The 26,046-nt window shown below is 74.1% G+C and carries 20 protein-coding genes and 1 rRNA gene; 17 read left to right on the forward strand and 4 right to left on the reverse strand.

Annotated elements, in window-relative coordinates:
- The 10 genes from rrf to ABT015_RS32610 all read left to right on the forward strand — a co-directional run.
- Positions 1-66, forward strand: a 5S ribosomal RNA gene (gene rrf, locus ABT015_RS38050); the annotation flags it as partial.
- A 202-nt stretch (positions 67-268) separates the two neighbouring features.
- On the forward strand, positions 269-1,678 hold the full coding sequence (locus tag ABT015_RS32570) for a sensor histidine kinase (protein WP_350885612.1): 1,410 nt from the start codon (positions 269-271) through the stop codon (positions 1,676-1,678).
- Positions 1,630-2,295, forward strand: a complete 666-nt coding sequence (locus ABT015_RS32575; protein WP_063347646.1) for a response regulator transcription factor — start codon at positions 1,630-1,632, stop codon at positions 2,293-2,295. Before ABT015_RS32570 ends, ABT015_RS32575 begins: the two co-directional genes overlap by 49 nt.
- 201 nt (positions 2,296-2,496) lie before the next feature.
- Complete coding sequence (locus tag ABT015_RS32580) at positions 2,497-4,128, forward strand: DUF2637 domain-containing protein (protein WP_350885614.1); 1,632 nt, start codon at positions 2,497-2,499, stop codon at positions 4,126-4,128.
- A gap of 137 nt (positions 4,129-4,265) precedes the next feature.
- A complete protein-coding gene (locus ABT015_RS32585) occupies positions 4,266-5,558 on the forward strand; it encodes a DUF6986 family protein (RefSeq protein WP_350885616.1) in 1,293 nt (430 codons plus the stop codon).
- Positions 5,559-5,669: 111 nt separating this feature from the next.
- Complete coding sequence (locus tag ABT015_RS32590; protein ID WP_350885618.1) at positions 5,670-6,326, forward strand: YigZ family protein; 657 nt, start codon at positions 5,670-5,672, stop codon at positions 6,324-6,326.
- Positions 6,327-6,450: 124 nt separating this feature from the next.
- On the forward strand, positions 6,451-6,765 hold the full coding sequence (locus ABT015_RS32595) for a cupin domain-containing protein (protein WP_350885620.1): 315 nt from the start codon (positions 6,451-6,453) through the stop codon (positions 6,763-6,765).
- A gap of 250 nt (positions 6,766-7,015) precedes the next feature.
- Positions 7,016-8,914: a hypothetical protein gene (locus tag ABT015_RS32600; RefSeq protein ID WP_350885622.1), complete on the forward strand. Its 1,899-nt coding sequence runs from the start codon at positions 7,016-7,018 to the stop codon at positions 8,912-8,914.
- Between the two features lie 114 nt (positions 8,915-9,028).
- Positions 9,029-10,738, forward strand: coding sequence for a restriction endonuclease (locus ABT015_RS32605; protein ID WP_350885624.1), 1,710 nt, complete (start codon positions 9,029-9,031; stop codon positions 10,736-10,738).
- Positions 10,739-11,067: 329 nt separating this feature from the next.
- The gene (locus ABT015_RS32610; protein ID WP_350885686.1) at positions 11,068-11,796 is read left to right on the forward strand and encodes a ZIP family metal transporter; all 729 of its coding nucleotides are present in this window, start codon (positions 11,068-11,070) and stop codon (positions 11,794-11,796) included.
- 79 nt (positions 11,797-11,875) lie between these two features.
- On the opposite strand, the gene ABT015_RS32615 is transcribed toward ABT015_RS32610, so the two are convergent.
- A complete protein-coding gene (locus tag ABT015_RS32615; RefSeq protein WP_350885626.1) occupies positions 11,876-12,478 on the reverse strand; it encodes a MarR family winged helix-turn-helix transcriptional regulator in 603 nt (200 codons plus the stop codon).
- A gap of 167 nt (positions 12,479-12,645) precedes the next feature.
- On the opposite strand from ABT015_RS32615, the gene ABT015_RS32620 reads away from it, so the two are divergent.
- A complete protein-coding gene (locus ABT015_RS32620) occupies positions 12,646-12,978 on the forward strand; it encodes a DUF2218 domain-containing protein (RefSeq protein ID WP_350885628.1) in 333 nt (110 codons plus the stop codon).
- Here ABT015_RS32620 and ABT015_RS32625 read toward each other — a convergent pair.
- Complete coding sequence (locus ABT015_RS32625; RefSeq protein WP_350885630.1) at positions 12,951-13,619, reverse strand: phosphatase PAP2 family protein; 669 nt, start codon at positions 13,617-13,619, stop codon at positions 12,951-12,953. The genes ABT015_RS32620 and ABT015_RS32625 overlap by 28 nt on opposite strands.
- A gap of 489 nt (positions 13,620-14,108) precedes the next feature.
- Complete coding sequence (gene gabT / locus ABT015_RS32630) at positions 14,109-15,449, reverse strand: 4-aminobutyrate--2-oxoglutarate transaminase (RefSeq protein ID WP_350885632.1); 1,341 nt, start codon at positions 15,447-15,449, stop codon at positions 14,109-14,111.
- Between the two features lie 240 nt (positions 15,450-15,689).
- On the opposite strand from gabT, the gene ABT015_RS32635 reads away from it, so the two are divergent.
- From ABT015_RS32635 to ABT015_RS32645, 3 genes are all read left to right on the forward strand, one after another.
- Positions 15,690-17,786 carry an ATP-binding protein gene (locus tag ABT015_RS32635; RefSeq protein ID WP_350885634.1) on the forward strand — a complete coding sequence of 699 codons (2,097 nt, stop codon included), beginning with the start codon at positions 15,690-15,692 and terminating at the stop codon, positions 17,784-17,786.
- A 153-nt stretch (positions 17,787-17,939) separates the two neighbouring features.
- Entirely contained in the window at positions 17,940-19,505 is a 1,566-nt protein-coding gene (locus tag ABT015_RS32640; RefSeq protein ID WP_350885636.1) for a PucR family transcriptional regulator, read from the forward strand.
- 221 nt (positions 19,506-19,726) lie between these two features.
- Complete coding sequence (locus tag ABT015_RS32645; RefSeq protein WP_350885638.1) at positions 19,727-21,169, forward strand: aldehyde dehydrogenase family protein; 1,443 nt, start codon at positions 19,727-19,729, stop codon at positions 21,167-21,169.
- 111 nt (positions 21,170-21,280) lie between these two features.
- Here ABT015_RS32645 and ABT015_RS32650 read toward each other — a convergent pair whose 3' ends face one another.
- Positions 21,281-21,949 (reverse strand): NAD(P)H-binding protein, encoded by a 669-nt coding sequence (locus tag ABT015_RS32650; RefSeq protein ID WP_350885640.1) that lies wholly within the window; start codon positions 21,947-21,949, stop codon positions 21,281-21,283.
- 84 nt (positions 21,950-22,033) lie between these two features.
- On the opposite strand from ABT015_RS32650, the gene dxr reads away from it, so the two are divergent.
- From dxr to ispG, 3 genes are all read left to right on the forward strand, one after another.
- The gene (gene dxr, locus ABT015_RS32655; RefSeq protein WP_350885642.1) at positions 22,034-23,263 is read left to right on the forward strand and encodes a 1-deoxy-D-xylulose-5-phosphate reductoisomerase; all 1,230 of its coding nucleotides are present in this window, start codon (positions 22,034-22,036) and stop codon (positions 23,261-23,263) included.
- A gap of 119 nt (positions 23,264-23,382) precedes the next feature.
- Positions 23,383-24,687: a M50 family metallopeptidase gene (locus ABT015_RS32660; protein WP_350885644.1), complete on the forward strand. Its 1,305-nt coding sequence runs from the start codon at positions 23,383-23,385 to the stop codon at positions 24,685-24,687.
- Between the two features lie 143 nt (positions 24,688-24,830).
- The gene (gene ispG, locus ABT015_RS32665) at positions 24,831-25,991 is read left to right on the forward strand and encodes a flavodoxin-dependent (E)-4-hydroxy-3-methylbut-2-enyl-diphosphate synthase (RefSeq protein ID WP_063347631.1); all 1,161 of its coding nucleotides are present in this window, start codon (positions 24,831-24,833) and stop codon (positions 25,989-25,991) included.
- The last annotated feature ends 55 nt before the right edge of the window (positions 25,992-26,046 follow it).

Raw genomic sequence — 26,046 nt, forward strand, 5'->3', positions numbered from 1 at the left:
GCTAAGCCTTACAGCGCCGATGGTACTGCAGGGGGGACCCTGTGGGAGAGTAGGACGCCGCCGAACAATCATTCACAGAGAACCCCCATCCGGGATACCGGATGGGGGTTCTCTGCATTTCCGGGCAATCTCAGGAATCCGCTCGGGCTATGTCCACCCGCAGGTGGTGCTAGGACCACCTCGCAATTGGGGTGGCATGGCCAGTGCCTGGAGCGGGTCGTTCGTGAACACTTGTGGAGGACGATCGAGACCGGCATCAGGAGCTTCCGTGGCAACAGCGAGTCGAACGAGCGGCGCGACGGTGCGCGCGCAGGCCGAGGCGGCCGTCGCGTCGGGTGGGCAGGGGCTGGCGCGGCTGGCCCTCCTGGTGGTGGGCGCGGTGCCGGGGCTGGCGCTGCCGGTGGGGGCGGCGGTGGTGGCGGGCGGGCTCACGGCCTCGGTCTTCCAGGATTCCTACTACCCGGTGGTCCTGTTCGGTCTCGCGCTGGCGGCCGCCGCCGGCGCCCTGGTGGCGGCCCTGTTCGTGCGCCGCACGGCGAGCCGGACGCGCCAGCAGTTGGAGCGCTGGTACGGCATCCGCCTGCCGGCCGTGTACCAGCCCCGGCCCGCGCTGGAGCTGGACGAACGCGGGCACTGGTGGACGGGCTACTCGTACCACCGCTCCCGGACGGTCGCGAAGTACGCGCAGCTGCTGCACTGGGGCGCCCGGGACCGGACCACCCGGTCGGAGGTGGCCTGGCTGGCCGTCAGCCCCGCTCTGGTGGTGGTGCTGGCGGGTCCGGTGGCCGTCCTGATGGTGCTGGGCATGGCCTGCATCCTGACGCCGCTGCCCGTGGACGGGTTCGGGCCGGTGCCCGCACGCCTGGTGTCGGTCCTGCTGAGCGCCGCGCTCGGGCTGGGCATGGTGGCGGTCGGGGTGCTCGTGGCACCGTACGCGGTGCGCGGGTACGCGGAGGTGGCCCGCCGGGTACTGGACCAGGACGGCCGGGCGACGCACGCCCAGTTGACCAGGCGGGTGGCCGAACTGACCGAGACCAGGGCGGACGCGGTCGGCGACCAGGCGGCGGAGCTGCGGCGGATCGAGCGGGACCTGCACGACGGCGCGCAGGCGCGGCTGGTCGCGATAGGGATGACGCTGGGCACGATCGAGCACCTGATGGACACCGACCAGGCGGCCGCCCGGGAGTTGCTCTCCGAAGCGCGGCAGTCCTCGGCCCGGGCGCTGCAGGAGCTGCGGGACCTGGTCCGCGGCATTCACCCGCCGGTGCTCGCCGAGCGTGGACTGGGCGACGCCGTGCGCGCCTTGGCGCTGGACAGTGCCCTGCCGACCGAGGTGTGCGTGAGCCTGCCGGACCGTCCGCCGGCGCCGGTGGAGGCGGCGGCCTACTTCAGCATCTGCGAGCTGCTGGCCAACGCGGCGAAGCACTCCGGGGCGGAGCAGGTGTGGGTGGACATCCTGTACCGGGCCGGGCTCCTGCGGATCACGGTGACGGACGACGGGGTGGGCGTGGCGGATCCGTCCCGGGGCACCGGCCTGCGCGGGATCGAGCGGCGATTGGGTACCTTCGACGGTGTCCTCGCCATCGACAGCACGTCGGGCGGTCCGACCACCATCACCTTGGAGCTGCCGTGCGAGTTGTCCTCGCCGAGGACCTCTACCTCCTTCGCGAAGGCCTGATCCGACTGCTGGAAGCGCACGGTTTCACCATCGCCGCGGCCGTGGAGACGGGCCCCGAACTGCTGGAGGCGTTGCTGACCCACCGGCCGGACGTGGCCGTGGTCGACGTCCGGCTGCCCCCGACGCTCACCGACGAGGGGCTGCAGGCGGCGCTGAAGGCCCGCAAGGAGATCCAGGGCCTGCCGGTGCTGGTGCTGTCGCAGCACGTCCAGCAGCTGTACGCGCGGGAGCTGCTGGCCGACGGCACCGGCGGGATCGGGTACCTGCTGAAGGACCGGGTGTTCAACGCCGACCAGTTCATCGACGCGGTCCGTCGGGTGGCGGCCGGCGGAACGGCGATGGACCCGGACGTGATCGCGAAGCTGATGCAGATCACCTCGCGTCGGCCCGGCCCGTTGCTGCGGCTGTCCCCGCGCGAGCGCGAGGTGCTGGAGCTGATGGCCGAGGGCTGCTCCAACTCGGCGATCGCCGCCCGCCTGGCGGTCTCCGACGGTGCGGTGGCCAAGCACATCGCCAACATCTTCACCAAGCTCGAACTGGCCCCCGCCGAGGACGCCAACCGCCGGGTGCTCGCGGTGCTGACCTACCTCAACGGAACGGCCGGGCCGAAGGGCTGACGATCCGCCCGGTCCACGGCGGGCGGGTCGTCAGCCCCGGAGGGTGACACGCCAGGCTGCGGAAACGCTGAAACAGGTGTACGAGTAAACTCCGGTGGGCCGAGCCCGGAGGTCGCTCAGCCGTCCGGCGCCCCGACAAGCGGGAACCGGCAGCCGAGGCAGCGTACGGCAGCAGCCGACATCCAGGGGTTGATAGACGTAATGGCACGCCCAACGCTCACCAAGGCCCATCGGGGCCTGCTCGGCCTGGTCGCGGCCGGCGCCTGCATCATCTCGGGCATCGGCTTCGCGGGCTCGTACAACGCGGTGCGCGAACTGGCCGAGGAGAAGGGCTTCGGGGCCTTCTCCTACGCCTTTCCGATCGGCGTCGACGCAGGCATCGTCGTCCTCCTCTCGCTCGACCTGGTACTGACCTGGCTGCGGATTCCCTTCCCGATGCTGCGGCAGACCGCCTGGGTGCTGACCGTCGCCACCATCGCCTTCAACGCGGCCGCCTCCTGGGGCGATCCGCTCGGCATGGGGATGCACGCCGTCATCCCGGTGCTCTTCGTGGTCGTGGTCGAGGCCTCCCGGCACGCGGTCGGCCGGATCGCGGCGATCACGGCCGACCGGCACATGGACTCGGTCCGGATGATGCGCTGGCTGCTCTCCCCGGTGCCGACCTTCAAGCTCTGGCGCCGGATGAAGCTGTGGGAGCTGCGCTCCTACGACGAGGTCGTCCGACTGGAGCAGAACCGCCTCGTCTACCGGGCGCAGCTGCGCTTCCGGTACGGCCGCGGCTGGCGCCGCTCGGCGCCGATCCAGGCACTGCTGCCGCTCAAGCTGGCCAAGTACGGGGTGCCGCTGGACCCGACGCTGTTCGACCGTCTGGACGAGGAGGCGCGCGAGCGCGAGGCCCGGGAGGCTCTGGCGGAGAAGGAGGCACCGGAGCTCCAGCGGCAGGACGGCCGCGCCGCCACGGCCATCGCCCCGGCCGAGGCCGCCGCCCCCGTGGCTCCCGTCGCCGCCGCTCCCGCCGCCGCTCCCGCTTCCGCTCCCGCCCCCGCTCCCGCCCCCGCTCCCGCCCCCGCTCCCGCGCCCGCTTCGGCCCGCCCGGAGCCGAACCAGCAGCCGCAGCAGATACAGCAGGTCCAGGCCCAGATCCAACCCCAGCCCGAACCGGCCGCGGCCCCGGTCGCCGTCGCGCCGATGTCCGCCGAGGTGGCCGCGCCGATGCTGGCGAAGCTGGCGGCCGTCCGGCTGCGCGCCGCGCAGGAGCCGGACGGCGTGGCGGAGGAGGCCCCGCAGCCGCACCGCGAGGAGCTGAACGTGTGGACCGAGCGCCCGGTGCGCACCACGGGCCACCCGTCCGACGCCGCCCCCGGCGGGCGGGTGCCCGGCCAGGCCTCGCCGTGGTTCAAGCCCCCGCGCCCGGTCGCCGAGGAGCCGGTCCTCCCGCAGCAGCCCCAGACCCAGGTCGCCCAGGCTGCGGGTCTCGCCGCCGAGCCTCAGCCCCGCCACCCCGGGCAGCCCGTCCCGGCTGGGCAGCCCGCCCAGGCCGAGCAGCCCGTCCACGGCGAGCAGTTCGCCCAGGCCGAGCAGCCCCCCGTCCACGACGAGGAGTCCGCGCCGCGCTCGGCTCCGTCCCGGCTGGACCCGGACCTGGCCTACGACGCCCTGGTCAGCTACATGGACAACCACGAGCACCAGCCCGACCCGCAGCGCCTCGCCGAGTGGCTGACCAAGCAGTACGGCGTCACCGGCAACCGCCCGGACGGCTCGGTCCACCCGAAGGACGTCGCCGAGCTCTACCCGCAGCTGCGCGACCGCTACGCCGCCGCCGGGAGGGACTGACCCGGGCCGCCTCGGCCGGACGCTCCGTCGAACGCTCCTCCGTCCACCGCTCGGTCGGCCATTGACGCCCGATCCGGCCGGAGCTACCTTCGCCTCAACAAACTGTTGAAGTGTTGGTCCGGCGTGGAGGAGTGCGGATGTCGCAGGTCGAGGTCGACGGTAACGGACCGACGGGCGGGGCCTCCTTCTCCGCCGCCGCCCGCGCCGCCGTGGAGGCGCTGCTCGCCCCGGTCGACGCCGACCTGGCGCGCCGCTACCCCGGCGACACCGGGACCAGGCAGCCGGTGCACACCGTCTACGTCCCGGCCGACGCCTTCGCCGCCGACACCGTGAGGGAGTGGGGCCGCCAGGCCCTGGAGGCCTTCGACACCCACGCCGGCACCCCCGCCGAGCTGGCCCGCGCCCTCGGCGTGGCCGACGACGAACTGCTCGCCGACGTGCACGCCCGGGTCCGCGCCAAGCTGGAGCGCGAGCCGGTCGAGGACCTGCGGATCGACTTCGAGGACGGCTACGGACCCCGCCCGGACGCCGAGGAGGACGCCGCCGCCGTCCGCGCCGCCGAACTGGTCGCCGCCGCCGTGGCCGAGGGCACCGCGCCGCCGTACCTCGGCATCCGGATCAAGTGCATGGAGGCGGCCGTCCGCGACCGCGGCATCCGCACCCTGGAACTGTTCCTGGCCACCCTGCTGGCCGGCGGCGGCGGCCTGCCGGACGGCCTGGTCCTCACCCTGCCCAAGGTGACCTACGCCGAGCAGGTCACCGCGCTGGTCCGGCTGCTGGAGGACTTCGAGCGCCGTGCCGGGCTGCCCGCCGGCCGGATCGGCTTCGAGATCCAGATCGAGACCACCCAGGCCATCCTCGGCCCGGACGGCCGGGCCACCGTGGCCCGGATGATCGAGGCGGCCGAGGGGCGCGCCACCGGGCTGCACTACGGCACCTTCGACTACAGCGCCTCATGCGGCGTCAGCGCCGCCCACCAGAGCATGGACCACCCGGTCGCCGACCACGCGAAGGCGGTCATGCAGGTGGCCGCGGCCGGCACCGGCGTCCGGCTCTCCGACGGCTCGACCAACGTCGTCCCGACCGGCTCCACCGAACAGGTGCACGCCGCCTGGAAGCTTCACCACGACCTGGTCCGCCGCTCGCTGGCCCGCGCCTACTACCAGGGCTGGGACATGCACCCGGCGCACCTGCCGACCCGCTACGTCGCGGTGTACTCCTTCTACCGCGAGGGCCTGGCGGCCGCCGCCGCCCGGCTCGCCGCGTACGTCGCCAAGGCGGGTGGCGACGTGATGGACGAGCCGGCCACTGCCCGGGCGCTCAGCGGCTACCTGCTGCGCGGCCTGGACTGCGGCGCCGTCGATCCGGCCGAGGTCACCGCGCTGACCGGTCTGGACCGCGCCCGGCTGGACGCCCTGGCCGGGCGCTGACCCCGGGACCGGCCGACGAAGCCCGGCCACGCCCTAAGCTGGCGGTGCCGCCCCGGGACGCCCGGGGTGCGCGCCGCCAGCCGTCGCCGTTTCCGGGAGAACCACCGCGTCATGTCCGCCACGCCGGAACCGACCGCCAGGCCGTACCTCACCATCCGGCGGGCCGGCAGCCACGAAACCGAGATCAAGAAGTCCCGGTTCATCTGCCACCTCGCCCGGGTCGCCGACGAGGAGGAGGCGCAGGCCTTCATCGCCGGCATCCGCAAGCAGTACTGGGACGCGCGGCACAACTGCACCGCCTTCGTGGTCGGCGACGAGCAGCGCCGTGAGCGCTCCAGCGACGACGGCGAGCCCGGCGGCACCGCCGGCGTGCCGATGCTGGAGGTGCTGCGCCGACGCGGCCTCACCGACACCGCCGCCGTGGTGACCAGGTACTTCGGCGGCATCAAGCTCGGCGCGGGCGGCCTGGTGCGGGCGTACGGGAACGCGGTGTCCGAGGCGGTGGACGAGATCGGTCTGCTGGAGCGGCGGCCGGTGGCCCTGCTCGCGGTGACGGCCGACCACGTGCGCGCCGGGCGGGTGGAGAACGACCTGCGGGCGGCCGGGTACACGGTGAGCGACCTGGCCTACGAACCGGCCGGGGTGCGGATCGAGGTGGGCGTACCGCAGCCGGAGGTGCCGGCCTTCCACGCCTGGCTGGCCGAGGCGACCGCCGGCACCGCCGTCGCGGTCCCGGCGGGCCGGACGTACGTCGAGGTGCCCGTCTGATGCCGGAGCAGACGGGCGGCGGCGCTTTCGGCCACCTATTCGGCCAGATCGCGGCCGATTCGTTTCGGAGTCTTGCGGGGCGTGCCTAGCCTGGTCCGGTCGTCGAGCAGGAAGCCGCCCCGAGATGCCCGTCGTCCAGACCGTCACCCTGCCGCCGGGGGCCAGCACCGGCTGGCACTACCACCCGGGCCGGGTGGACGTGGTGGTGCTGTCCGGGACGCTGACCCGGACCCTGCACGACGGCCGGGTCGAGGTCAGCCGGGCCGGGGACTCGCTGGTCGAGGAGGCCGGCCCGGTCCACGTCCACGTGGGGCGCAACCTCGGGGACGAGCCCGTGGTGCTGATCGCGGGCTACGCGGCCCCGGCCGGCTGCCCGTTGGCGGTGCCGGTCGCGGAGCCCGAGTGGAGCCGCAGCGGCGCCCGGCCCGCCGGGGCCTGACCCGCTGAGGCCTGAGCAGGGCCGCCCCTGGGTTGTCCCCGTTCCGCCCGGCGATGAGGGGGGGTCGGACCGGGAGTCGCGCCACGCGGTGCACGGCTTGAGCAGATTCACCCGAACGTATTGACGTGGCCCGGAGTTGGAACTTCCGCTCCGGGCCGTGGCGTTTCCTGGGCAAGGATCCGGCCGAACCGGACGAATAACCCATCGATGGAGGACACCAGACCCCACCCCGCACCACGGAGGTATGCGCATGACCTCAGACCGCTTTTCGTCGCCCGCCGGCGCCGACCTGACCGGCCCCGCGACGCCCTACCGGATGACCGTCACCACCACTCTCCCGCACCGCGAGGCCGTCGCCCTGGCCGACGAGCAGCTCGCCGCCTGGCTGAAACAGGAAGGCTGCGAGGAGCCCCCGCCGGTTCCCCGTGCCCTCACCGGGCCGCCCCCGGCCGGACCGGCCTCGACGGGGACGGCTCCAACCCGACCGAAACCGCCCCGACTGACGACCCCTGGGCTGACGACGTCCGGATCGGCGCAGTCCCGATCGGCCCCCGCCGCCGAGCGACTGCGCCTGGGCGACCGGGTCCTGCTCGACCGCGACCAGGGCCCGTTGCGCAGCGGCCCGGCCGCCGGCCGCTACGACCGCCGACGCCTGCGCACCCCGACCCCGCACGGCACCCAGCAGCTCACCCTGACCGTGGCCACCGCGGCCGACGGCCCCACCTGGGTCCGGCTGGAGGCCGAGACGCACAGCACCGGCAACGGCGTGCGGACCCCCTGCCGGGTGCCGGTGCCCGAACTCGCCCGCACCCTCCTGCCGCTGCTCGACGCCACCGACGGCCCGGCCGCCGTCCACCCGGCCCCCCGGGTGATCACCGCCGGCGAGGTCGACGGCCTGATCGACGAGCTCTGCGACCCGGAGCGCCGGCTGCCCGTCGTGGTCGCCAGCGTCCCGGTGAACCTCCCGCTCGACCGCTGGGTCGAGGACGTCGTCCGCCCGCTCTGCCACCAGCTGCCCGGCCTGGCCACCGCCTACGTCCTGGACCCGGGCGCCCGGACCGGGTTCAACGTCGCGCTGGAGTACCACAGCGTCTACGGCGGAGCGGTGCGCACCTACCTGCCCGAGGTCGACCCCGCCTCCCGGGGCGACGGTGCCCGGCACCCGGTGCTCGCCCGGGGGCGAATAGAGCAGGACCTCCGCCGTGCGGCCGGGCTGCTCGCCCGCGAGCCTCGCCGGCTCGCCGCCGACCTGCCGCTGCCGCCCCCGCTGGCGGCCGTCCCGGTGCTGCGGGTCGCCCCGGCACCGCCCCGCGAGGCCGCCAGCCCGGCCGGGGACCCGGCCGCCGCCCGCGCCGAGCTGGCCGCGCTCGTCCGGGAGGAGCAGCAGGACCGCGCCGAGCAGCAGGCCAGGGCCGACGAGCTGGAGCGGGTCCGGCGCACCCTGCGCCACGAGCGCCGGGACAACCGCGTGGGTCGGGACAGCCGGGACAAGCAGGACGGCCGCGAGGGGCATGAGGGCCGCGACCGTCCGGAGCTCCGCGAGCGCCACGACGGGCGGGACGGCCACGTACGGGCCGGCTCCCGCGGCCTCACCGGGCGCCACTGCATCCTCCAGGGCGCCGCCGGGCACTTCGCCGCCAAGCCGTTCGCCCGGCCCGGAAAGCCGGAGACCTTCACCGAACTCATGGCCAGGATCGACGAGTTCCCTCTGCTGACCTTCACCGGCGACCAGAAGAACGCGCTCGCCCTGGACGGGCTCCGGTGCTCCGGCGCGGGCTGGGCCCGGCTCGCCTGGGACGGGCTGACCGCCCTTCAGGAGTACGCCGAGGCGGCGGTCCGCGGCGCGGCCGGCGGCGACTTCAAACAGTGGTGCGAACACACCCCGGAGGGCTGCCACCACTTCCCGCCCCGCAAGGCGGTGCGCGGGGAGTCCCGGACGGTGTTCAGCCACACCAAGTGGAAGCGCGAGCGGATGCTGCCCGTCCCGGAGAGCGTGGACGTCTCCCGGCGCGCCTTCATGGGCGCGCACCTGCGGATCGGCGGCGGCCGTACCGCTCCCCGGCTGCACTACCTCGACGACTGCTCGGGCAGTGGCCGGATCTATGTCGGCTACATCGGCCTGCACCTGACCAACACCCGGACCAACTGAGAGGCTGGGCTGACCACTGCCGCCCGTTCGGTGGACAATGTCCGGCAGGGGCGGGCCGCAGGGTCGCCGGCCGCCCCGGGCAGGCGCCGGACGAGCATGGGGGAACGACGACCGATGCAGGACTCAGCAGACGGCCAGCCCGACGGCACCGCCACCGTCCAGTTCCCCCGGCCGGGCTTCCTCGCCTCGGTCTTCAGAGAGTTCCACCCCGACCAGGGCCAAGGTCAGGGTGGAGGTCAGGGGCAGGGCCTGGGCCCGGACGCCGCCGACCCCGGCCCTGCCGCCCCCGGTACGCCCGATGACGGCGCGCCCGGTGGCGGTTCGTCCGGTGGTGCCGCGTCCGGCGACGGCCCGGCCGAGCCCGAGGAGTCCATCGCGGCCCACGGCCGGGCCGCCGCCCTGACGCACCACCGCACGCTCACCGTCCAGGCCGAGCACGACCGGCTGGCCGACCTGCTCCGGCGGGCCGCACTGCCCGTCTCGGCCATGGACTTCGAGAGCCAGCTGCGCCACTACGAGCCCCGCCCCTACCCGGCCGACGGGTCGGAGACCGGCAGCGAGGCCGAGCCCCGCTGGGCGGACTTCGCGCCCGCCGGGCCGGCCACCGCCGACCCCGACGGCGCCCCGGCCCGCCGCCTGCTCGACTCCGGCTACCAGCGCGAACTCGCCCAGGCCCGGCTGGCCCACCAGCGTTCCCTGCGCGAGTGGCGCACCCGCCGGGCCGAGGCCGACAACCCGGCCGTCGACGAGTCCCGGCGCGTCCACGAGGCGGCCGAGGAGGCCCGGGCCCGCGCCGTGCGCGAGTACAACGAGAGCCTGGAGGAATGCCGGCGGGCCTACCGGCTGTCCGAGCCGGCCGCCGTGGAGTCTCTGCTGGAGCGGGCGCTCGCCGCCGCCGAGACCGCCACCCAGGACCTGCCCGCCCCCTGCCGGGCGGTCTTCCGCCCGCTCACCCGCACCGCCGTGCTGGACCTCGACCTGCCGCCGCTCGACCTGGTGCCCTCGCTCACCGGCTACCGGCTCGCCCCGGACGGCGACATCGTCCCGGTCCCGCGCCCGCCGGCGGACCGGGCCACCGACTATCTGCGCCTGGTCGCCCGGCTCGCCCTGCGCGCCCTCCAGGCCGCCGACGCCGTCGACACCGACGAGATACTCGCGGGCGTCGTGCTCAACGGCTGGCTGCGCGAGCCCGGCACCGCCGAGCCGCTCTGCCTGGTCAGCGTGGACGCCGACCGCGACGCACTGGCCCGCACCCGGCTGCTGCCGCCCGCCACCCCGTACGAGGAGCGCGACGACGAAGGCGTCTACGCCGACGCCGAGCAGGACGAGGCGCTCGTCCGGCTGCGTCAGCTCGGCGCCGCCGTCACTCCGGACCCGTACGGCCGTGTGGGCGTGCAGCCCGCCGCGCAGGCGGGTGCCGCCGTACCGGCCGCACCCGACCTGTCCGCGAACGAGTTCGCCCAGCTGGTGCGCGACCTGCTCACCCGCGGCGGGCTCGCCGAGTGGAGCGTGCGGCTGCGCGGTCCGGCCGGACTGGTCGCCACCGGCGAGGGGGCCCCGGGCAGCGCGCTGCCCGGCCGCTGGGTGGTCTGGGCCTCCCGGGGCGCCGAGCCGGTCAGCGCGGAGGAGATCGCCACCCTGGCCGAGGCCGTTCAGGAGGAGTCCGCCGAGCGCGGCCTGCGGCTGACCACCGGCCGCTTCGCCGACGAGGCCCTCGACCTCACCGGCGAGGAGAGCCACCGGCACATCCACCTGGTCGACGGCGACGGCGTGAGCGAACTCGCCCGCACCCACCTCGGCCTGCCCCTCGCCGCCGGCCGCTGACCCCACTTCCGGTCCGCGGCCCCACCCCCGTCCCCGTCCCCGTCTTCGCAGCTCACCCCGACGGACCGCCCGGCGGGCGCGCCCCCGCACCCGACCCGAGGCTGGGAAAACGGGCACCGGCGGAGCAGCGGCACCCCGGGCGATCACCGTCGAACGGTCGTCCGATACGGTCGGCGGTCGGCCCGGCCACGGGCGGACCCCAGGGGGAGAGGAATGGGCAGAGCGCCCGACAGACCACACGGCGGCACCCGCCGGCGCCCGCACGGCGGATCGACCCACCCGGAGGCGGCCCGGTGACCGCCGTCCTGGTCGCCGCCGGGGCGTTCCTGATGACCCTGATCGGCGGCTTCGTTGCCCAGCGCACCGGCGACCGCCGCCACCTCGTGCTCGGCTTCGCCGCCGGCCTCATGCTCGGCGTGGTCGCCTTCGACCTGCTGCCCGAGGCCATGCGCCAGGCACCGGACGAGGTGCACGGTGTGCCCCAGGCGCTGCTGATGTTCGCGGTCGGCTTCCTCACCATCCACGTGGTCGAACGCGCGGTCGCCATCCACCGCGGCCACGAGAGCGAGTACGCCGAGCACACCCACGGCCACCAGCACGCGCACGCCCACCGCGGCCGGCGCCAAGGCGTCGGCCTGACCGCCGCGCTGGCCCTGGTCGGGCACAGCGTGATGGACGGCTTCGCGATCGGCGCCGCCTTCCAGGCCGGCACCACGGTCGGGACGGTCGTCGCCATCGCCGTCGTCGCCCACGACTTCGCCGACGGCTTCAACACGTACACGATCACCCGGCTCTACGGGAACAACCGGCGGCGGGCGCTGACGTTGCTCGCGGCGGACGCGCTGGCCCCGGTGTCCGGCGCCGCGATCACCCTGGCCTTCACCATCCCCGAGCACCTGCTCGGCCTCTACCTCGGCTTCTTCTCCGGGTTCCTGCTCTACCTGGCCACCTCCGACATCCTCCCGGAGGCGCACAGCCCGCACCCCTCCCGCAGCACGCTGCTCTGCACCGTCGCCGGGGTGGGGTTCATGTGGCTGGTGATCGGCCTCGCCAACTAGGCCTGGCTCGGCAGGGCCAAGGCAGGCCGGGACGGGGCCTGACGCGGCGGGGCGCCCGGCGTCGCCGACCGCTCCCGCATCACCGCGCCGCGCCCGGGGGCGCCGTCCGCGGTGACGGACCGGCTGCGAGGAAGCGGGCCTCGGCGGCGCGCAGCACTCGCAGCAGCACTTCCTGCTCGTCGGGACTGACCTCGCCGAAGTACTCCTGGGCCACCTCGTGCCGGACCTGTCCGATCCGTTCCACCGCTGCGCGGCCCGCTTCGGTCAGCAGGATCCGGACCGCCCGCCGGTCGGCCGGGTCGGGCCTGCGCTCGACCAGGCCTGCTTCCTCCAGCGCGTCGACCACGGTGGTCGCCGAGCGCGGCGCGATGTGCAGCCGCTCGGCGAGGTCGCTCAGCCGCATCGCGTGGTCCGGCAGCTCGCAGCCGGGCGCGTGGGCGAGGGTGTTCAGCGCCCGGGCCTGGCCGGGGGTGATGCCGTACGGCTCCAGCTGCCACCCGGTCTGTCGACGGATCCGCTTGATCGCCCTGGTCATCGTGTCGGCCAGCTCGGCGGCGGTGTCCGAGGCCGGGGAGTCCGAAGCCGTGGTGTCCGAGCCTGCGGTGTCCGAGGCGGCCGCCTCGGCAGGGGCGCCGGGCGGGCCGGGGGAGGGGTCCGCCGGGTCGGTCGGCGTGGTGGTCATCGGCGGTCTCCTCGGCAGGCGTCCGCCCCAGGGTATCGGCCGGTCCGGGGCCGGTGACCGACAGCGGACGACGCCCGGAGAAAAATGTTGAGCTTGGCTCAGTATCTGGGTTAGCGTAGCCCCGACTGAGGGGACCCTAAGTTCCCTCCCCCGATCCTGGAGGGCCCGTGCCCCGCTCCGAAGCCCGCGTCACCACCGACCGCCCCGCCCGCTACGCCAAGCAGCTCGCCGCCCACATGGGCCGCAAGATCGAGGCCACCTTCTCCGAGGGGACCGGCCGCGGCACCCTGGTCTTCGGCGCCGGCACCGCGACCCTGGAAGCCCAGGCCGACGCGCTGCTGCTCGCCGTCGAGGGCGAGCGGGAGAACCTGCCCGGCCTGGAGGACGTCGTCGGCCGCCACCTCGTCCGCTTCGGCGCCCGCGACGAACTCGTCATCGAATGGCACCGCGACAACGGCGAGACCGGCCTCGTTCACCGCAACGACGACCCCGAAGCCTGACCGCTGCCCCCGCCGCCTGGCCGGGGCAGCCATCGGGCCAGCCCCCACAGCACCAGGGCGGCCAGGCACCAGCTGGCCACCACGTCCAGCAGCCAGTGGAAGTCGCTCCACACCAGCCCCACGCCGACGCCCACCACCAGCAGAGCCGTGCCCGCCGTCAGCAGGCGCGCCGCCCACGGCCCCGCCACCCGCACCAGCAGCAGCGCCGCCACCCCGTACGAGAGCGACGCGGTGGCGGTGTGCCCGGACGGGTACCAGCCCCACTGCCCCGGCGTCAGCGGATCACCGAGCGGGCCCGGCCGGGCGAACGCTGCCTTGGCCGGTACCACCAGCAGCGGGATCAGCCCGGCGGTCAGCGCCGCCACCGGCAGCGGCAGCCACCAGCGCCCCGCCGCCCCCGACCGGCGCCACCGCCACGCGGCCAGCACGCCGACCGCCAGCAGCACCGGGATCGCGGGCACGCTGTCGCCCAGGTCGGACAGGATCCGGCCCAGTTGGTCCAGCAGCGCGCTGGGGTGGTCCCGGTGGGCGGTCCGGACGGCCCCGCGGACCGCGCGGTCCCAGCCGAGCAGCGGGCCGTCCACCGCCACCTGCCACGACACCAGCAGTAGGACGACCGCCGCCGTCAGCGGCACGGCCACCGAGCGGGTCACCCGGCCCGGAACGCCGGACAGCCGCCCCGGAGCAGGGGGGAGAGCTCCGGGGCGGCTTTGATGATCGCCGTTCCGTGCGCCCCGGGGGGTGTGGGTCGGACGGTCGGTCGATCGGTCTTCGGTGGGCGCCACCCCTCCCGGGGCGGCCTGGTCGTCCTCGCGGCACGCATGCGGACCCGTCGTCGGGGGCGACCCCGCAGGCGGCTCCGCCCATGGCTGCGGCTCGCTGTCCATCTGTGATGACACTACGTCAACAGCCCTTCCGCGCCGAGCGCCTTCAGCGATTCCCCACATCATCTTCACCCCGCCCCGGGCGGCCCTCCGGGAGCCCCGACGACCTGGCCCGACCAGGTGGCGGGCCCCTCCGACCGGCCCGTGACAACCGAACGGCCCGCGAGGACCAGAGGTCCCCACGGGCCGTTCAGCGCTGTCCGGACAACCCTCCGGAGGGGTTCACGACCTGACGGGCGACACCGCTCAGACGGCGGCGAAAGCGCCCTCCAGGATGTCCAGGCCCTCGGCCAGGAGGTGCTCCGCGATGACCAGCGGCGGCAGGAAGCGCAGCACGTTGCCGTAGGTGCCGGCGGTCAGCACCACCAGGCCCTCGGCGTGGCAGGCCTTCGCGATGGCCGCGGTGGCCTCCGCGTTCGGCTCCTTGCCGCCCGGCTTCACCAGCTCGACGGCGATCATCGCGCCGCGGCCGCGGACCTCGCCGATGATGTCGAACTTCTCCTGCATCGCCCGCAGGCGGCCCAGCATGATCTCGCCGATCCGCTGCGCCTTGCCGTTGAGGTCCTGCTCCTTCATCGTCTCGATGGCGCCCAGCGCGGACGCACAGGCCACCGGGTTGCCGCCGTAGGTGCCGCCCAGGCCGCCCGCGTGCGCGGCGTCCATGATCTCGGCGCGACCGGTCACCGCAGCCAGCGGCAGACCGCCGGCGATGCCCTTCGCGGTGGTGATCAGGTCCGGGACGATGCCCTCGTCCTCACAGGCGAACCACTGGCCGGTACGGCAGAAACCGGTCTGGATCTCGTCCGCGACGAACACGATGCCGTTCGCCTTCGCGTACTCCACGATCGCCGGCAGGAAGCCCTTGGCCGGCTCGATGAAGCCGCCCTCGCCCTGGATCGGCTCGATGATGATCGCGGCGACGTTCTCGGCGCCGATCTGCTTGTTGATGACCTCGATCGCCTGCGCGGCGGCCTCGGCGGCGCAGTTCTCCGCACCCGTCAGCCAGCGGTACGGGTAGGCCACCGGCACCCGGTAGATCTCCGGGGCGAACGGGCCGAAGCCCTGCTTGTACGGCATGTTCTTCGCCGTCAGGCCCATGGTCAGGTTCGTACGGCCGTGGTAGCCGTGGTCGAACACCACGACGGCGGTGCGCTTGGTGTAGGCGCGGGCCACCTTCACCGCGTTCTCGACCGCCTCGGCGCCCGAGTTGAACAGCGCGGTGCGCTTGTCGTGGTCACCCGGGGTCAGCTCGTTCAACTGCTCGGCGACCGCCACGTAACCCTCGTACGGGGTCACCATGAAACAGGTGTGGGTGAAGGCGGCCAGCTGCTCGCTCGCCTTCGCCACCACGGCCTCGGCGCTGTTGCCGACGTTCGTCACGGCGATGCCGGAGCCGAAGTCGATCAGCGAGTTGCCGTCCACGTCCTCCAGCACGCCGCCGTTGGCACGGGACACGTACACCGGCAGGGTGGTGCCGACACCGGCCGCCACCGCACCCAGCTTGCGGGCCTGCAGCTCCTGCGACTTCGGACCGGGGATCGCAGTGACCAGGCGGCGCTCCTGCGGGAGCGGCGTTGCGGCGCTCATGGGGTTCTCCAGACTTCTCGGCTCGGTGCTTCGCAGGCTACGGCCGCCCTCCCCGGCCGGGCATGCGCCACTCGGTAGCACTGAGCCGTCCGACTTGTCCGGCGCGGCCAGCGCGGGTGGTGCGACTACCAGCAGGCCCCGCTCCACTACATTGAGCGCGGGCGTGTCGCCGGTACGGCGGCATGGGTATGGCGGCACCGACGGCGATCGGGCCGGGCGGGCGAGGGAGCGGGGCCGTACATGGCGCACGACGGGGCACACCACCACACCGATCCGACCACCACCAGACCCCCGGCCCCCATGCCGCACCAGCGGCCCGGCACCCGCACCGACGGGGCCCCCGCCTTCGACCTCCCCACCTGGGCCGCAGCCCCGCGCCCGGAAGCCGAACCCGGCGTCTACCGGCTGGGCTACCGCCCGATCGACCCGGAACGGGCGGAGGCGGCCCGGGTCGCGGCCTGGCCGCTGCTCCTGCGGGCGGGACTCAACGCGGTGGTGGGGTGGTTGGTCTATCTCTACGGCACGCAGCTCCTGATGTACGTGCTCGTGTGGTGCGGCGGACAGGCCGGCATCGGCCCGCTCGCGTCGCCGTCCGAGTCCGAGGCCATGTTCACGCTGTTGGTGGTCAACGCGCTCGTGATCGGCGTCGTCATCAAGCTCTTCGGCCGGATGGGCCGGTGGCCCGAGGTGTGGCGGCGGTACGTGTCGCCGTTGCTGTCGCGGGCGGTGACGCAGGAGCAGCCCGCGGAGGAGGATGTGGCGGTGGCCCCGGTGGTGCGGCGGCTGGATCCGTGGGGCGGGCTGCGGCAGGGCGGGGCGGCCGAGGCGGCGGGGCGGCTGGAGGGGGAGGCGGTCGGGGACGTCGACTACGTGCGGATCCAGAGGGCGTGGGAGTCGGCTCAGGCGGATCCGGCGTTCGTGCCGGCCTTCGTCGAGCAGGTGGCGGCGCGCGGTGGGGCGGCGTTCGCGCACCCTTCGGAGTCGCGGGAGCTGGCGGACCGGGGTGAGCGGCACGATCTGCTGCTGGGCCAGGTCTGCCTCGGGACCGCCCAGGACGTGCCGAAGAACCCGCTGAGCCATCGGGCGGCCGGTTTCGCGCTGGATCCGGCGCTGCTGGGCACGTCGCTGCTGGCGGTGGGTCCGGCGGGGACGGGGAAGACGGCGCGGTTGGCGCGGCCGGTGGCGGAGGCGTTGTGTCTGCAGGCGCTGGCCGGTACCGCGTGCGTGGTGGTGGTGGGGGCGGCGGACGCGGATCTCGGCCCGGACGCCTGGTACGACGTGGTGATCGCGCCCGGGGATCCGGCGTCGGTGTACGGGCTGGACCTCTACGGTGCGGCGCAGGATCCGGACGAGGCGGCCGCCCGGCTGGCCGAGGCGCTGCTGCCGGACGAGTTGACGGCGCGCGCGGAGAACGCCCGGACGGCGCTGCAGCAGGTGGTGGGCCCGTTCCACGCCGCGTACGCCCGCTATCCGGGGGTGCGGGAGCTGCGGGCGCTGCTGGCCGGTGAGCCGGACGTGCTGGCGGCCCTGGTGAAGGTGCTCGGGGTGGCGGGCCAGCTGGCCGTGTACGAGCGGGACCTGGAGCACCGGGAGCGTCAGCGCGGCCGGGCGGACGATCCCGGTGCGCTGCTGGCGGACCGGCTGGCGCTGCTGGACCGGCCGGCCTTCGAGGGCGCCTTCGCGACGGACGGGACCGGGCGGCCCCCGTTCGCGATGCGGGTGCTGGACCATCCGTTGCGGGTGCGGGTGAAGCTGCCGGAGCGCAGCCATCCGGAGGCCGCGCGGATGCTGTCCCGGTTGGTGGTGGGGCAGTTCGTGCAGGCGGCGGGGGCCCGTACGGACCGTTCGCTGTTCGCCGGCCTGGTGGTGGACGACGCCTCGGCGGCTCTGGACGCGACCGCCGTGCGCGGGGTGCAGCGGATGCGGGGGGCGAACGCGGGCGCGGTGCTGCTGCTGCGCACGCTGGTGGATCTGCCGGAGGCGTTGCGGGCGCCGTTGTTCGGCGCGGTCGGCTGCCGGATGGCGTTCCCGGGGATCGCGCCGTGGGACGGCCGGCTGTTCTCGGAGGCCTGGGGGACGCACCTGGTGCAGGAGACCGCGGTGACCCACACGCCCGACACCTCGGGCGGCGTGGTGCGGCGGGCCGGGCGGTTGGGGCGGCGGGCGTTGTCGGGGACGGCGGCGCAGACGGAGTCGGTGACGACGCGGGACGTGGAGCGCTTGCGCTGGTCGCCGTCGGATCTGGCGCACGCGCTGCCGGCGGGGCACGCGGTGGTGTCGTTGACCGCGGTGTCGGGGGAGCAGGTGCCGCCGTTGCTGGTGGATCTTCGGGGCTGACGGGGCGCGGGGCGGAAGCTCGCCTTCACGGTGGATTCGGCAGTGCCGGTTGTCCGGAGCGTCCATAATGAGGGGGAGAGACTCTCACTTGTCCCATTGCCCTCTCCTCGCCCGGCCGCAACGGCGCGGTCAGGTCGATCCCCCGAAGGTGCCATGCCCCCCACACTCGCCTCCGTTGTCCGCAACAGTTCGCTCCATCTGACGGTCCTCGCCGGCGCGGACCACCTGGAGCGGCCGGTCCGCTGGGTGCACACCAGCGAGCTGGACGACCCGACGCCGTTCCTGGAGGGTGGCGAGCTGCTGCTCACCACCGGGATCAAGCTGGGCCGTACGGCGGCCCGGTTGCAGGCGTACGTGCACCGGCTGGCCGATGCCGGGGTGGTGGGGCTGGGCCTGGGGGTGGGGCTGTCGCACACGGAGGTGCCGCAGCCGCTGGTGGACGCGGCCGCGCAGCGGGGGCTGCCGCTGCTGCGGGTGCCGGAGCCGACGCCGTTCATCGCGATCAGCAAGGTGGTGTCCGCGGCGCTGGCCGCGGAGCAGTACGAGGCGGTGACGACCTCCTTCGAGGCGCAGGAGGAGCTGACCCGGGCCGCGCTGGGCAAGGACGGCACGACGGCGGTGGTGCGCCGGCTGGCGGCCAGGCTGGGCGGCTGGGCGGCGCTGTACGACGGGTCGGGGGCGCTGTCGGTGGTGGCGCCGGACTGGGCGGCGCGCCGGGCGGGGCGGCTGGCGGCGGAGGTGGACCGGCTGCGCCGGCGTCCGGCGCCGTCGAGCGCCGCGTTGCAGGGGCGGGCGCCGGGGATCGACACGGCGGACGAGGACTACGTGGTGGTCCAGTCGCTGGGGGCGGACCGGCGGGCCCGGGGCTTCCTGGCGGTGGGCACCGAGGACCGGATCACCCCGACCGAGCGGTACGTGTTGAACGCGGCGGTGGCGCTGCTGACCCTGACGCTGGAGCGCTCGCGCGAGCTGCGCCAGGCCGAGGAGCGGATGGGCGCGGCGCTGCTGCGGATGGTTTTGGCCGGCGAGGTGGCGACGGCCCGCCAGGTGGCGGTGGGGCTGTTCGGCGGCATGCCGGAGGGGACGATACGGGTTCTGGTGGCCGGGGCCGGGCCGAACGCGGAGGCCGCGGAGGCGCTCGGGGAGCTGGGGGACCGGGCCGAGCAGGCGGGTGCCCGGGTGGGCGAGAAGCTGCTGGTGGCGCGGGAGGACGGCGCGCACGGGGCGCGGCTGATGGTGCTGGCGCTGGACAACGGGGCGGTGCACCGGGCCTGTCTGGGCGCGGTGGAGGAGCACGAGGGACTGTCGCTGGGCGTGTCGGCGCCGGCCGCGCTGGAGGACGCGGGGACGGCCCACGCGCAGGCCGAGCGGGCGCTGGCGGTGGCGCTGCGCGGTGGCCGGCGGTCGGTGGACCACGAGGAGGTCGGCGCGGGGTCGTTGCTGCCGCTGCTGGGCGAGGACGCGGTGACGGCGTTCGCCGAGGGGCTGCTGCGGCCGCTGCGCGAGCACGACCGGACGGCCCGCGGCGATCTGGTGGCCTCGCTGCGGGCGTGGCTGTCCCGACACGGGCAGTGGGACGCGGCGGCGGCCGATCTCGGGGTGCACCGGCACACGCTGCGCTACCGGATGCGGCGGGTCGAGGAACTGCTGGGGCGGTCGCTGGACGACACCGACGTGCGGATGGAGCTGTGGCTGGCGCTGCGCTCCGGCGAGGAGTAGGTCGCACCCGAGCCGTACCCGAGTCGCACCCGAGCCGCATCGGGGCCGTCCGGGCTGTGCCCGGGCGCGGCCAGGCCTGGGAGGCCCTGGACGGGATGGAGCAGCGTCGGGGGCGAACGCTCCGAGTCGGCCAATCCGGTCGGTGCGCCGCCCCACCTACCCTCGGGTTCGGGTCCCACACCCGTGGGCCCGATGACGACGAGGAGAGGGCCGGTACCACGGTGACCACCACGTACGATTTCTGGCTGGCCGGCCGACGGGCGAGCGGCGACGCCGACTTCGAGGTGCACAACAGCTGGGACGGCCGTCTGGTCGGCAAGGTGAGCATCCCGACCGAGGCTCAGGTCGAGGAGGCGCTGGACGCCGCCGTCGCCGCGCTGCCGGTGTTCGCCGCCACCCCGGCACACGTCCGCTCCGCCGCGCTGGACCACGTGGCCAAGCGCCTGGCCGAGCGCACCGAGGAGCTCGCCCAGCTGATCACCGCGGAGAACGGCAAGCCGATCAAGTGGGCCCGTGGTGAGGTCGGCCGCGCGGTGTCGGTCTTCCGCTGGGCGGCCGAGGAGGCCCGCCGGACCAACGGCGAGACGATGCGGCTGGACACCGACCCGGGCGGCGTGGGCCGTTTCGCGGTGGTGCGCCGCTTCCCGCGCGGTGTGGTGCTGGGGATCGCCCCGTTCAACTTCCCGCTGAACCTGGTCGCCCACAAGGTCGCCCCGGCGATCGCGGTCGGTGCCCCGATCATCCTGAAGCCGGCCCCGGCGACGCCGCTGTCGGCGATGGTGCTGGGCGAGATCCTGGCCGAGACCGACCTGCCGGCCGGTTCGTGGAGCATCCTGACGGTGCCGAACGACCGGATGCCGGCGCTGGTGCAGGACGAGCGCCTGCCGGTGATCTCGTTCACCGGTTCGGACAAGGTCGGCTACCAGATCATGGACTCGGTGCCGCGCAAGCACTGCACCCTGGAGCTGGGCGGCAACGCCGCAGCCGTGGTGCTCGCCGACTGGTCCTCGGAGGCCGACCTGGACTGGGCGGCCACCCGGATCGCGATGTTCGCCAACTACCAGGGCGGCCAGTCCTGCATCTCGGTGCAGCGGGTGATCGCCGACGCGTCGGTGTACGACGCGCTGGTGGAGAAGGTCGTGGCCAAGGTCAGGGCCCAGGTCACCGGTGACCCGAACGACGACGCGACGGACGTCGGCCCGCTGGTGGACGAGAACGCCGCGAAGCGGGTGGAGTCCTGGGTGGACGACGCGGTCGCCAAGGGCGCCAAGGTGCTCGTCGGCGGGGGCCGCGAGGGTGCGACCTACGCGCCGACCGTGCTGGCCGAGCTGCCCGCGGACGCGATCCTGGCCAAGGCCGAGGTGTTCGGCCCGGTCCTGTCGCTGCACCGGGTGGACGGCGTGGACGAGGCCTTCGCGGCCGTCAACGACTCGGCGTTCGGCCTTCAGGCGGGCGTGTTCACGCACGACCTGCAGACCGCCTTCCGCGCCCACCGGGAGCTGGAGGTCGGCGGTGTGATCATCGGTGACGCGCCGTCCTACCGCGCCGACCAGATGCCGTACGGCGGCGTCAAGGACTCCGGCGTCGGCCGTGAGGGCGTCCGGTACGCGATGGACGACTACACGGTCGAGAAGGTCCTGGTCCTCAGCGGCCTCGACCTCTGAGCCGAACCCGTGGGTGAAGGGCCCGGTCCGGTGACCGGGCCCTTCGCCCGTTCCGGGCCCGGTCGGCCCAGCCGTCGGGTCCGCTCGCGTCAGCCGTCGGGTCCGCTCGCGTCAGCCGTTGTGCCCGCCCGCGGCGGAGACGGCCTCCTCGACCGCGGTGTCGCCGGCGACCAGCTCCAGCGTCCGCCCGGCTGTGCCGGGTTCGCGCAGCAGCGCGGCGAGGACGGCGGCGACGTCGGCCCGGTCCACGGCGCCGCGCGCGACCGAGGCGGCGAGCCGGACCAGGCCGGTGCCGGGGCCGTCGGTGAGGCGGCCGGGGCGCAGCACCGTCCAGTCCAGCGCCGCGCGGGCCCGGACGGCGTCGTCGGCGGCGCCCTTGGCCCGCAGGTAGGTCTCGAAGACCTCGTCGGAGGGGTACTGTGCGTGGGCGTCGGCGCCCATCGAGGAGATCATCAGGTAGCGCCGGACGCCCGCGAGTTCGGCGGCGTCGGCGAGCAGCACGGCGGCGTCGCGGTCGACGGTGTTCTTGCGGTCGGCGCCGCTGCCCGGTCCGGCGCCGGCGGCGAAGACCACCGCGTCGGCACCGGCGAGCAGTTCGGCGAGTCGCGGGGCGGCGGCGGACTCCAGGTCGAGCAGCAGCGGCTCGGCGCCGGCGTCGGTGAGGTCCCGGGCCTGTTCGGGGCGGCGGATGATCCCGGCGGGCCGGTCGCCGCGCGCGGCGAGCAGCCGTTCGAGTTTCAGCGCGATCTGTCCGTGGCCCCCGGCGATGACGGTACGCATGGCTCCGACGGTAGCCCGGGGCGCGGACCGGCGTCCTGTCGGGAGGCGTCCTGCGCGGGGCCCCGGGCAGGACACAATGGGCGCATGACTTCGCTCGCCCACCCGCAGCTGCGGTTCACGCCCACCGTGCAGGACCCTTCCGGCCCCCGGGAGCTGGTGATCCTCGGTTCGACCGGGTCGATCGGCACCCAGGCCATCGACGTGGTGCTCCGCAACCCGGACCGGTTCCGGGTGGTCGCCCTGTCGGCGGCCGGCGGCCGGGTGGAGCTGCTCGCCGAGCAGGCGCTGCGGCTGGGCGTGCACACGGTGGCGGTGGCGGACCCGGCGGCCGAGCCGGCGCTGCGCGCTGCGCTGGCGGCGAAGGCGGCGGGCGCCGCGCTGCCGGCGGTGCTGGCGGGGCCGGACGCGGCGACCGAGCTGGCCGCGATGGAGTGCCACTCGGTGCTGAACGGCATCACCGGGTCGATCGGGCTGCGGCCGACGCTGGCCGCGCTGAGGGCGGGCCGGGTGCTGGTGCTGGCCAACAAGGAGTCGCTGATCGTCGGCGGCCCGCTGGTGAAGGCGGTGGCGCGGCCGGGGCAGATCGTGCCGGTGGACTCCGAGCACGCGGCGCTGTTCCAGGCGCTGGCGGGCGGCACCCGGGCCGAGGTCCGCAAGCTGGTGGTGACGGCCAGCGGCGGTCCGTTCCGCAACCGGACGCGTGAGCAGCTGGCCGGGGTGACGCCGCAGGACGCGCTGGCGCACCCGACCTGGGCGATGGGCCCGGTGGTCACGATCAACTCGGCGACCCTGGTGAACAAGGGCCTGGAGGTGATCGAGGCGCACCTGCTGTACGACGTGCCCTTCGACCGGATCGAGGTCGTGGTCCATCCGCAGTCGGTGGTGCACTCGATGGTGGAGTTCACGGATGGTTCGACGCTGGCGCAGGCCAGCCCGCCGGACATGCGGATGCCGATCGCGCTGGGTCTGGGCTGGCCGGAGCGGGTGCCGGACGCCGCCCCCGGCTGTGACTGGACCAAGGCGGCGACCTGGGAGTTCTTCCCGCTGGACGACGAGGCCTTCCCGGCGGTGGAGCTGGCCCGCGAGGTGGGCACCCTGGGCGGTACCGCGCCGGCGGTCTTCAACGCGGCCAACGAGGAGTGCGTGGAGGCGTTCCTGAAGGGGCGCCTCGCTTTCACGGGAATCGTGGACACTGTTGCCAAGGTCGTCGCCGAGCACGGCACGCCCGTGCCGGGAACTTCCCTGACGGTCGAGGACGTCCTGCACGCGGAGGACTGGGCTCGCGCCCGGGCCCGCGAGCTGGCGGCGGGGTGACGGCGGCGGGTTGACGGCGTGGGCCGTTTCCGGCCGGGTGCACCCGTTCCGGGTGTCCGGCCGGGCGTGACTGCGGTAAGACAAGACGACGAGCGGAGCGGCATGACGGAGGGCCAGCGGTGGCAATGGTTTTGACGGTGGTCGGCATCCTGGTCTTCGCGGTCGGGTTGCTCGTCTCGATCGCCTGGCACGAGCTCGGCCACCTCTCGACGGCCAAGCTGTTCGGCATCCGGGTGCCGCAGTACATGGTCGGCTTCGGCCCGACCGTCTGGTCGCGGAAGAAGGGCGAGACCGAGTACGGCTTCAAGGCGATCCCGCTGGGCGGCTACATCCGGATGATCGGGATGTTCCCGCCGGGTGCGGACGGCCGGATCACCAAGCGCAGCAGTTCCCCCTGGCGCACCATGATCGAGGACGCCCGGGAGGCCTCCTACGAGGAGCTCCAGGAGGGCGACGAGCACCGGCTGTTCTACACCCGCAAGCCGTGGAAGCGCGTCATCGTCATGTTCGCCGGGCCGTTCATGAACCTGGTCCTGGCCTTCGGCCTGTTCCTGACGGTCCTGATGGGCTTCGGCGTCTCGACGTCGGTGCCGACCATCGGCTCGGTCGCACAGTGCGTGGTCAAGGCCGGTTCGCCGACCGACGTGTGCCCCGCGGACGCGCCCAAGACCCCCGCCAACGAGGTGGGGCTGCGGCAGGGGGACAAGGTCCTCTCCTTCGGCGGCGACCGGATCCGCGACTACGACCAGCTCCAGGCGGACATCCGGAAGTCGGCCGGCCAGCAGGTCGAGATCCTGGTCGACCGGGGCGGGCAGCAACTCGTCCTCAAGCCCGTCATCGCCGTCAACGACGTGCAGAAGTACGACGGCAACGGCGTGCCGCTCAAGGGCCAGACCGTGCAGGCCGGCTTCCTCGGCTTCACCCCCAAGCAGGGGGTCGTCCAGCAGAGCTTCGGGCAGTCCCTGGACCGGATGGTCGGCATGGCCGAGAACGGGGTGAAGTCGCTGGCCGCGCTGCCCGGCAAGATCCCCGGTCTGTGGAACGCCGTCGTCGGGGACTCCCCGCGTGACCCGGACTCGCCGATCGGCATGGTCGGCGCCGCCCGGGTCAGCGGTGAACTGGTGAGCATGGACCTGCCCGCCAGTCAGCGGGTGGCGATGTTCGTCAACCTGCTCGCCGGGATCAACCTCTCGCTCTTCCTGTTCAACATGCTGCCGCTGCTCCCGCTGGACGGCGGCCACATCGCGGGCGCGGTCTGGGAATCGGTCCGCCGCCGATTCGCTCAAATGTTCAAGCGGCCCGATCCCGGCCCCTTCGACGTCGCCAAGCTGATGCCGGTGGCGTACGTCGTGGCCAGCGTCTTCATCGGCTTCACCCTGCTGGTGATGGTCGCCGACCTGGTGAACCCGGTGAAGCTCAGCTAGAGCGTTCGGGTACGGCGGGTGTGCTGGGGCCCGGCGCCGTGCCGTACCGTGGAGGCCGGGTGCGCGATCGAGGCGCGCCCGGCCTCGGCCGTCCCACTGGCCGGGCGGTCGACCACACCTCAACCCCGGGGAACCCTGCGCACATGACCGCGATCTCGCTCGGTATTCCGTCCCTGCCGCTCAAGCCGCTCGCCAAGCGCCGTGTATCCCGGCAGATCATGGTCGGCAACGTGCCGGTCGGCGGTGACGCTCCCGTCTCGGTGCAGTCGATGACCACCACCGTGACCGCGGACATCAACGCCACGCTGCAGCAGATCGCCGAGCTCACCGCGTCCGGGTGCCAGATCGTCCGGGTCGCCGTCCCCACCCAGGACGACGCCGACGCGCTGCCGATCATCGCCAAGAAGTCCCACATCCCGGTGATCGCCGACATCCACTTCCAGCCGAAGTACGTCTTCGCCGCGATCGACGCCGGCTGCGCCGCGGTCCGCGTCAACCCGGGCAACATCAAGGCCTTCGACGACAAGGTCGGCGAGATCGCCAAGGCCGCCCGGGGCGCCGGCGTGCCGATCCGGATCGGCGTCAACGCCGGCTCGCTCGACAAGCGCCTGCTGGAGAAGTACGGCCGTGCCACCCCCGAGGCGCTGGTCGAGTCCGCGCTCTGGGAGTGCTCGCTGTTCGAGGAGCACGACTTCCGCGACATCAAGATCTCGGTCAAGCACAACGACCCGGTCGTGATGATCAACGCCTACCGCCAGCTGGCCGCCGCCTGCGACTACCCGCTGCACCTCGGTGTCACCGAGGCCGGCCCGGCGTTCCAGGGCACCATCAAGTCCGCGGTGGCCTTCGGCGCGCTGCTCGCCGAGGGCATCGGCGACACCATCCGGGTCTCCCTCTCGGCCCCGCCGGCCGAGGAGATCAAGGTCGGCAACCAGATCCTGGAGTCGCTCGGCCTGCGCCAGCGCGGCCTGGAGATCGTCTCCTGCCCGTCCTGCGGCCGCGCCCAGGTCGACGTCTACAAGCTGGCCGAGGAGGTCACCGCCGGCCTGGAGGGCATGGAGGTGCCGCTGCGCGTCGCCGTCATGGGCTGCGTCGTGAACGGCCCCGGCGAGGCCCGCGAGGCCGACCTCGGCGTCGCCTCCGGCAACGGCAAGGGCCAGATCTTCGTCAAGGGCGAGGTCATCAAGACCGTCCCCGAGTCGAAGATCGTCGAGACCCTGATCGAGGAGGCGCTCAAGCTCGCCGAGCAGATGCAGGAGGCGGGCGTCGAGGCCGGTACGCCGACCGTCGTCGCGGCCGACTGACCGCGCAGGGGCCGCGCGGTGCGCCTCGCGCAGTCTTCCGGAAGCGGGGCCGTCC

Origin of the sequence: Kitasatospora sp. NPDC094016 (assembly GCF_040304045.1) — a bacterium.
Lineage (GTDB): Bacteria > Actinomycetota > Actinomycetes > Streptomycetales > Streptomycetaceae > Kitasatospora.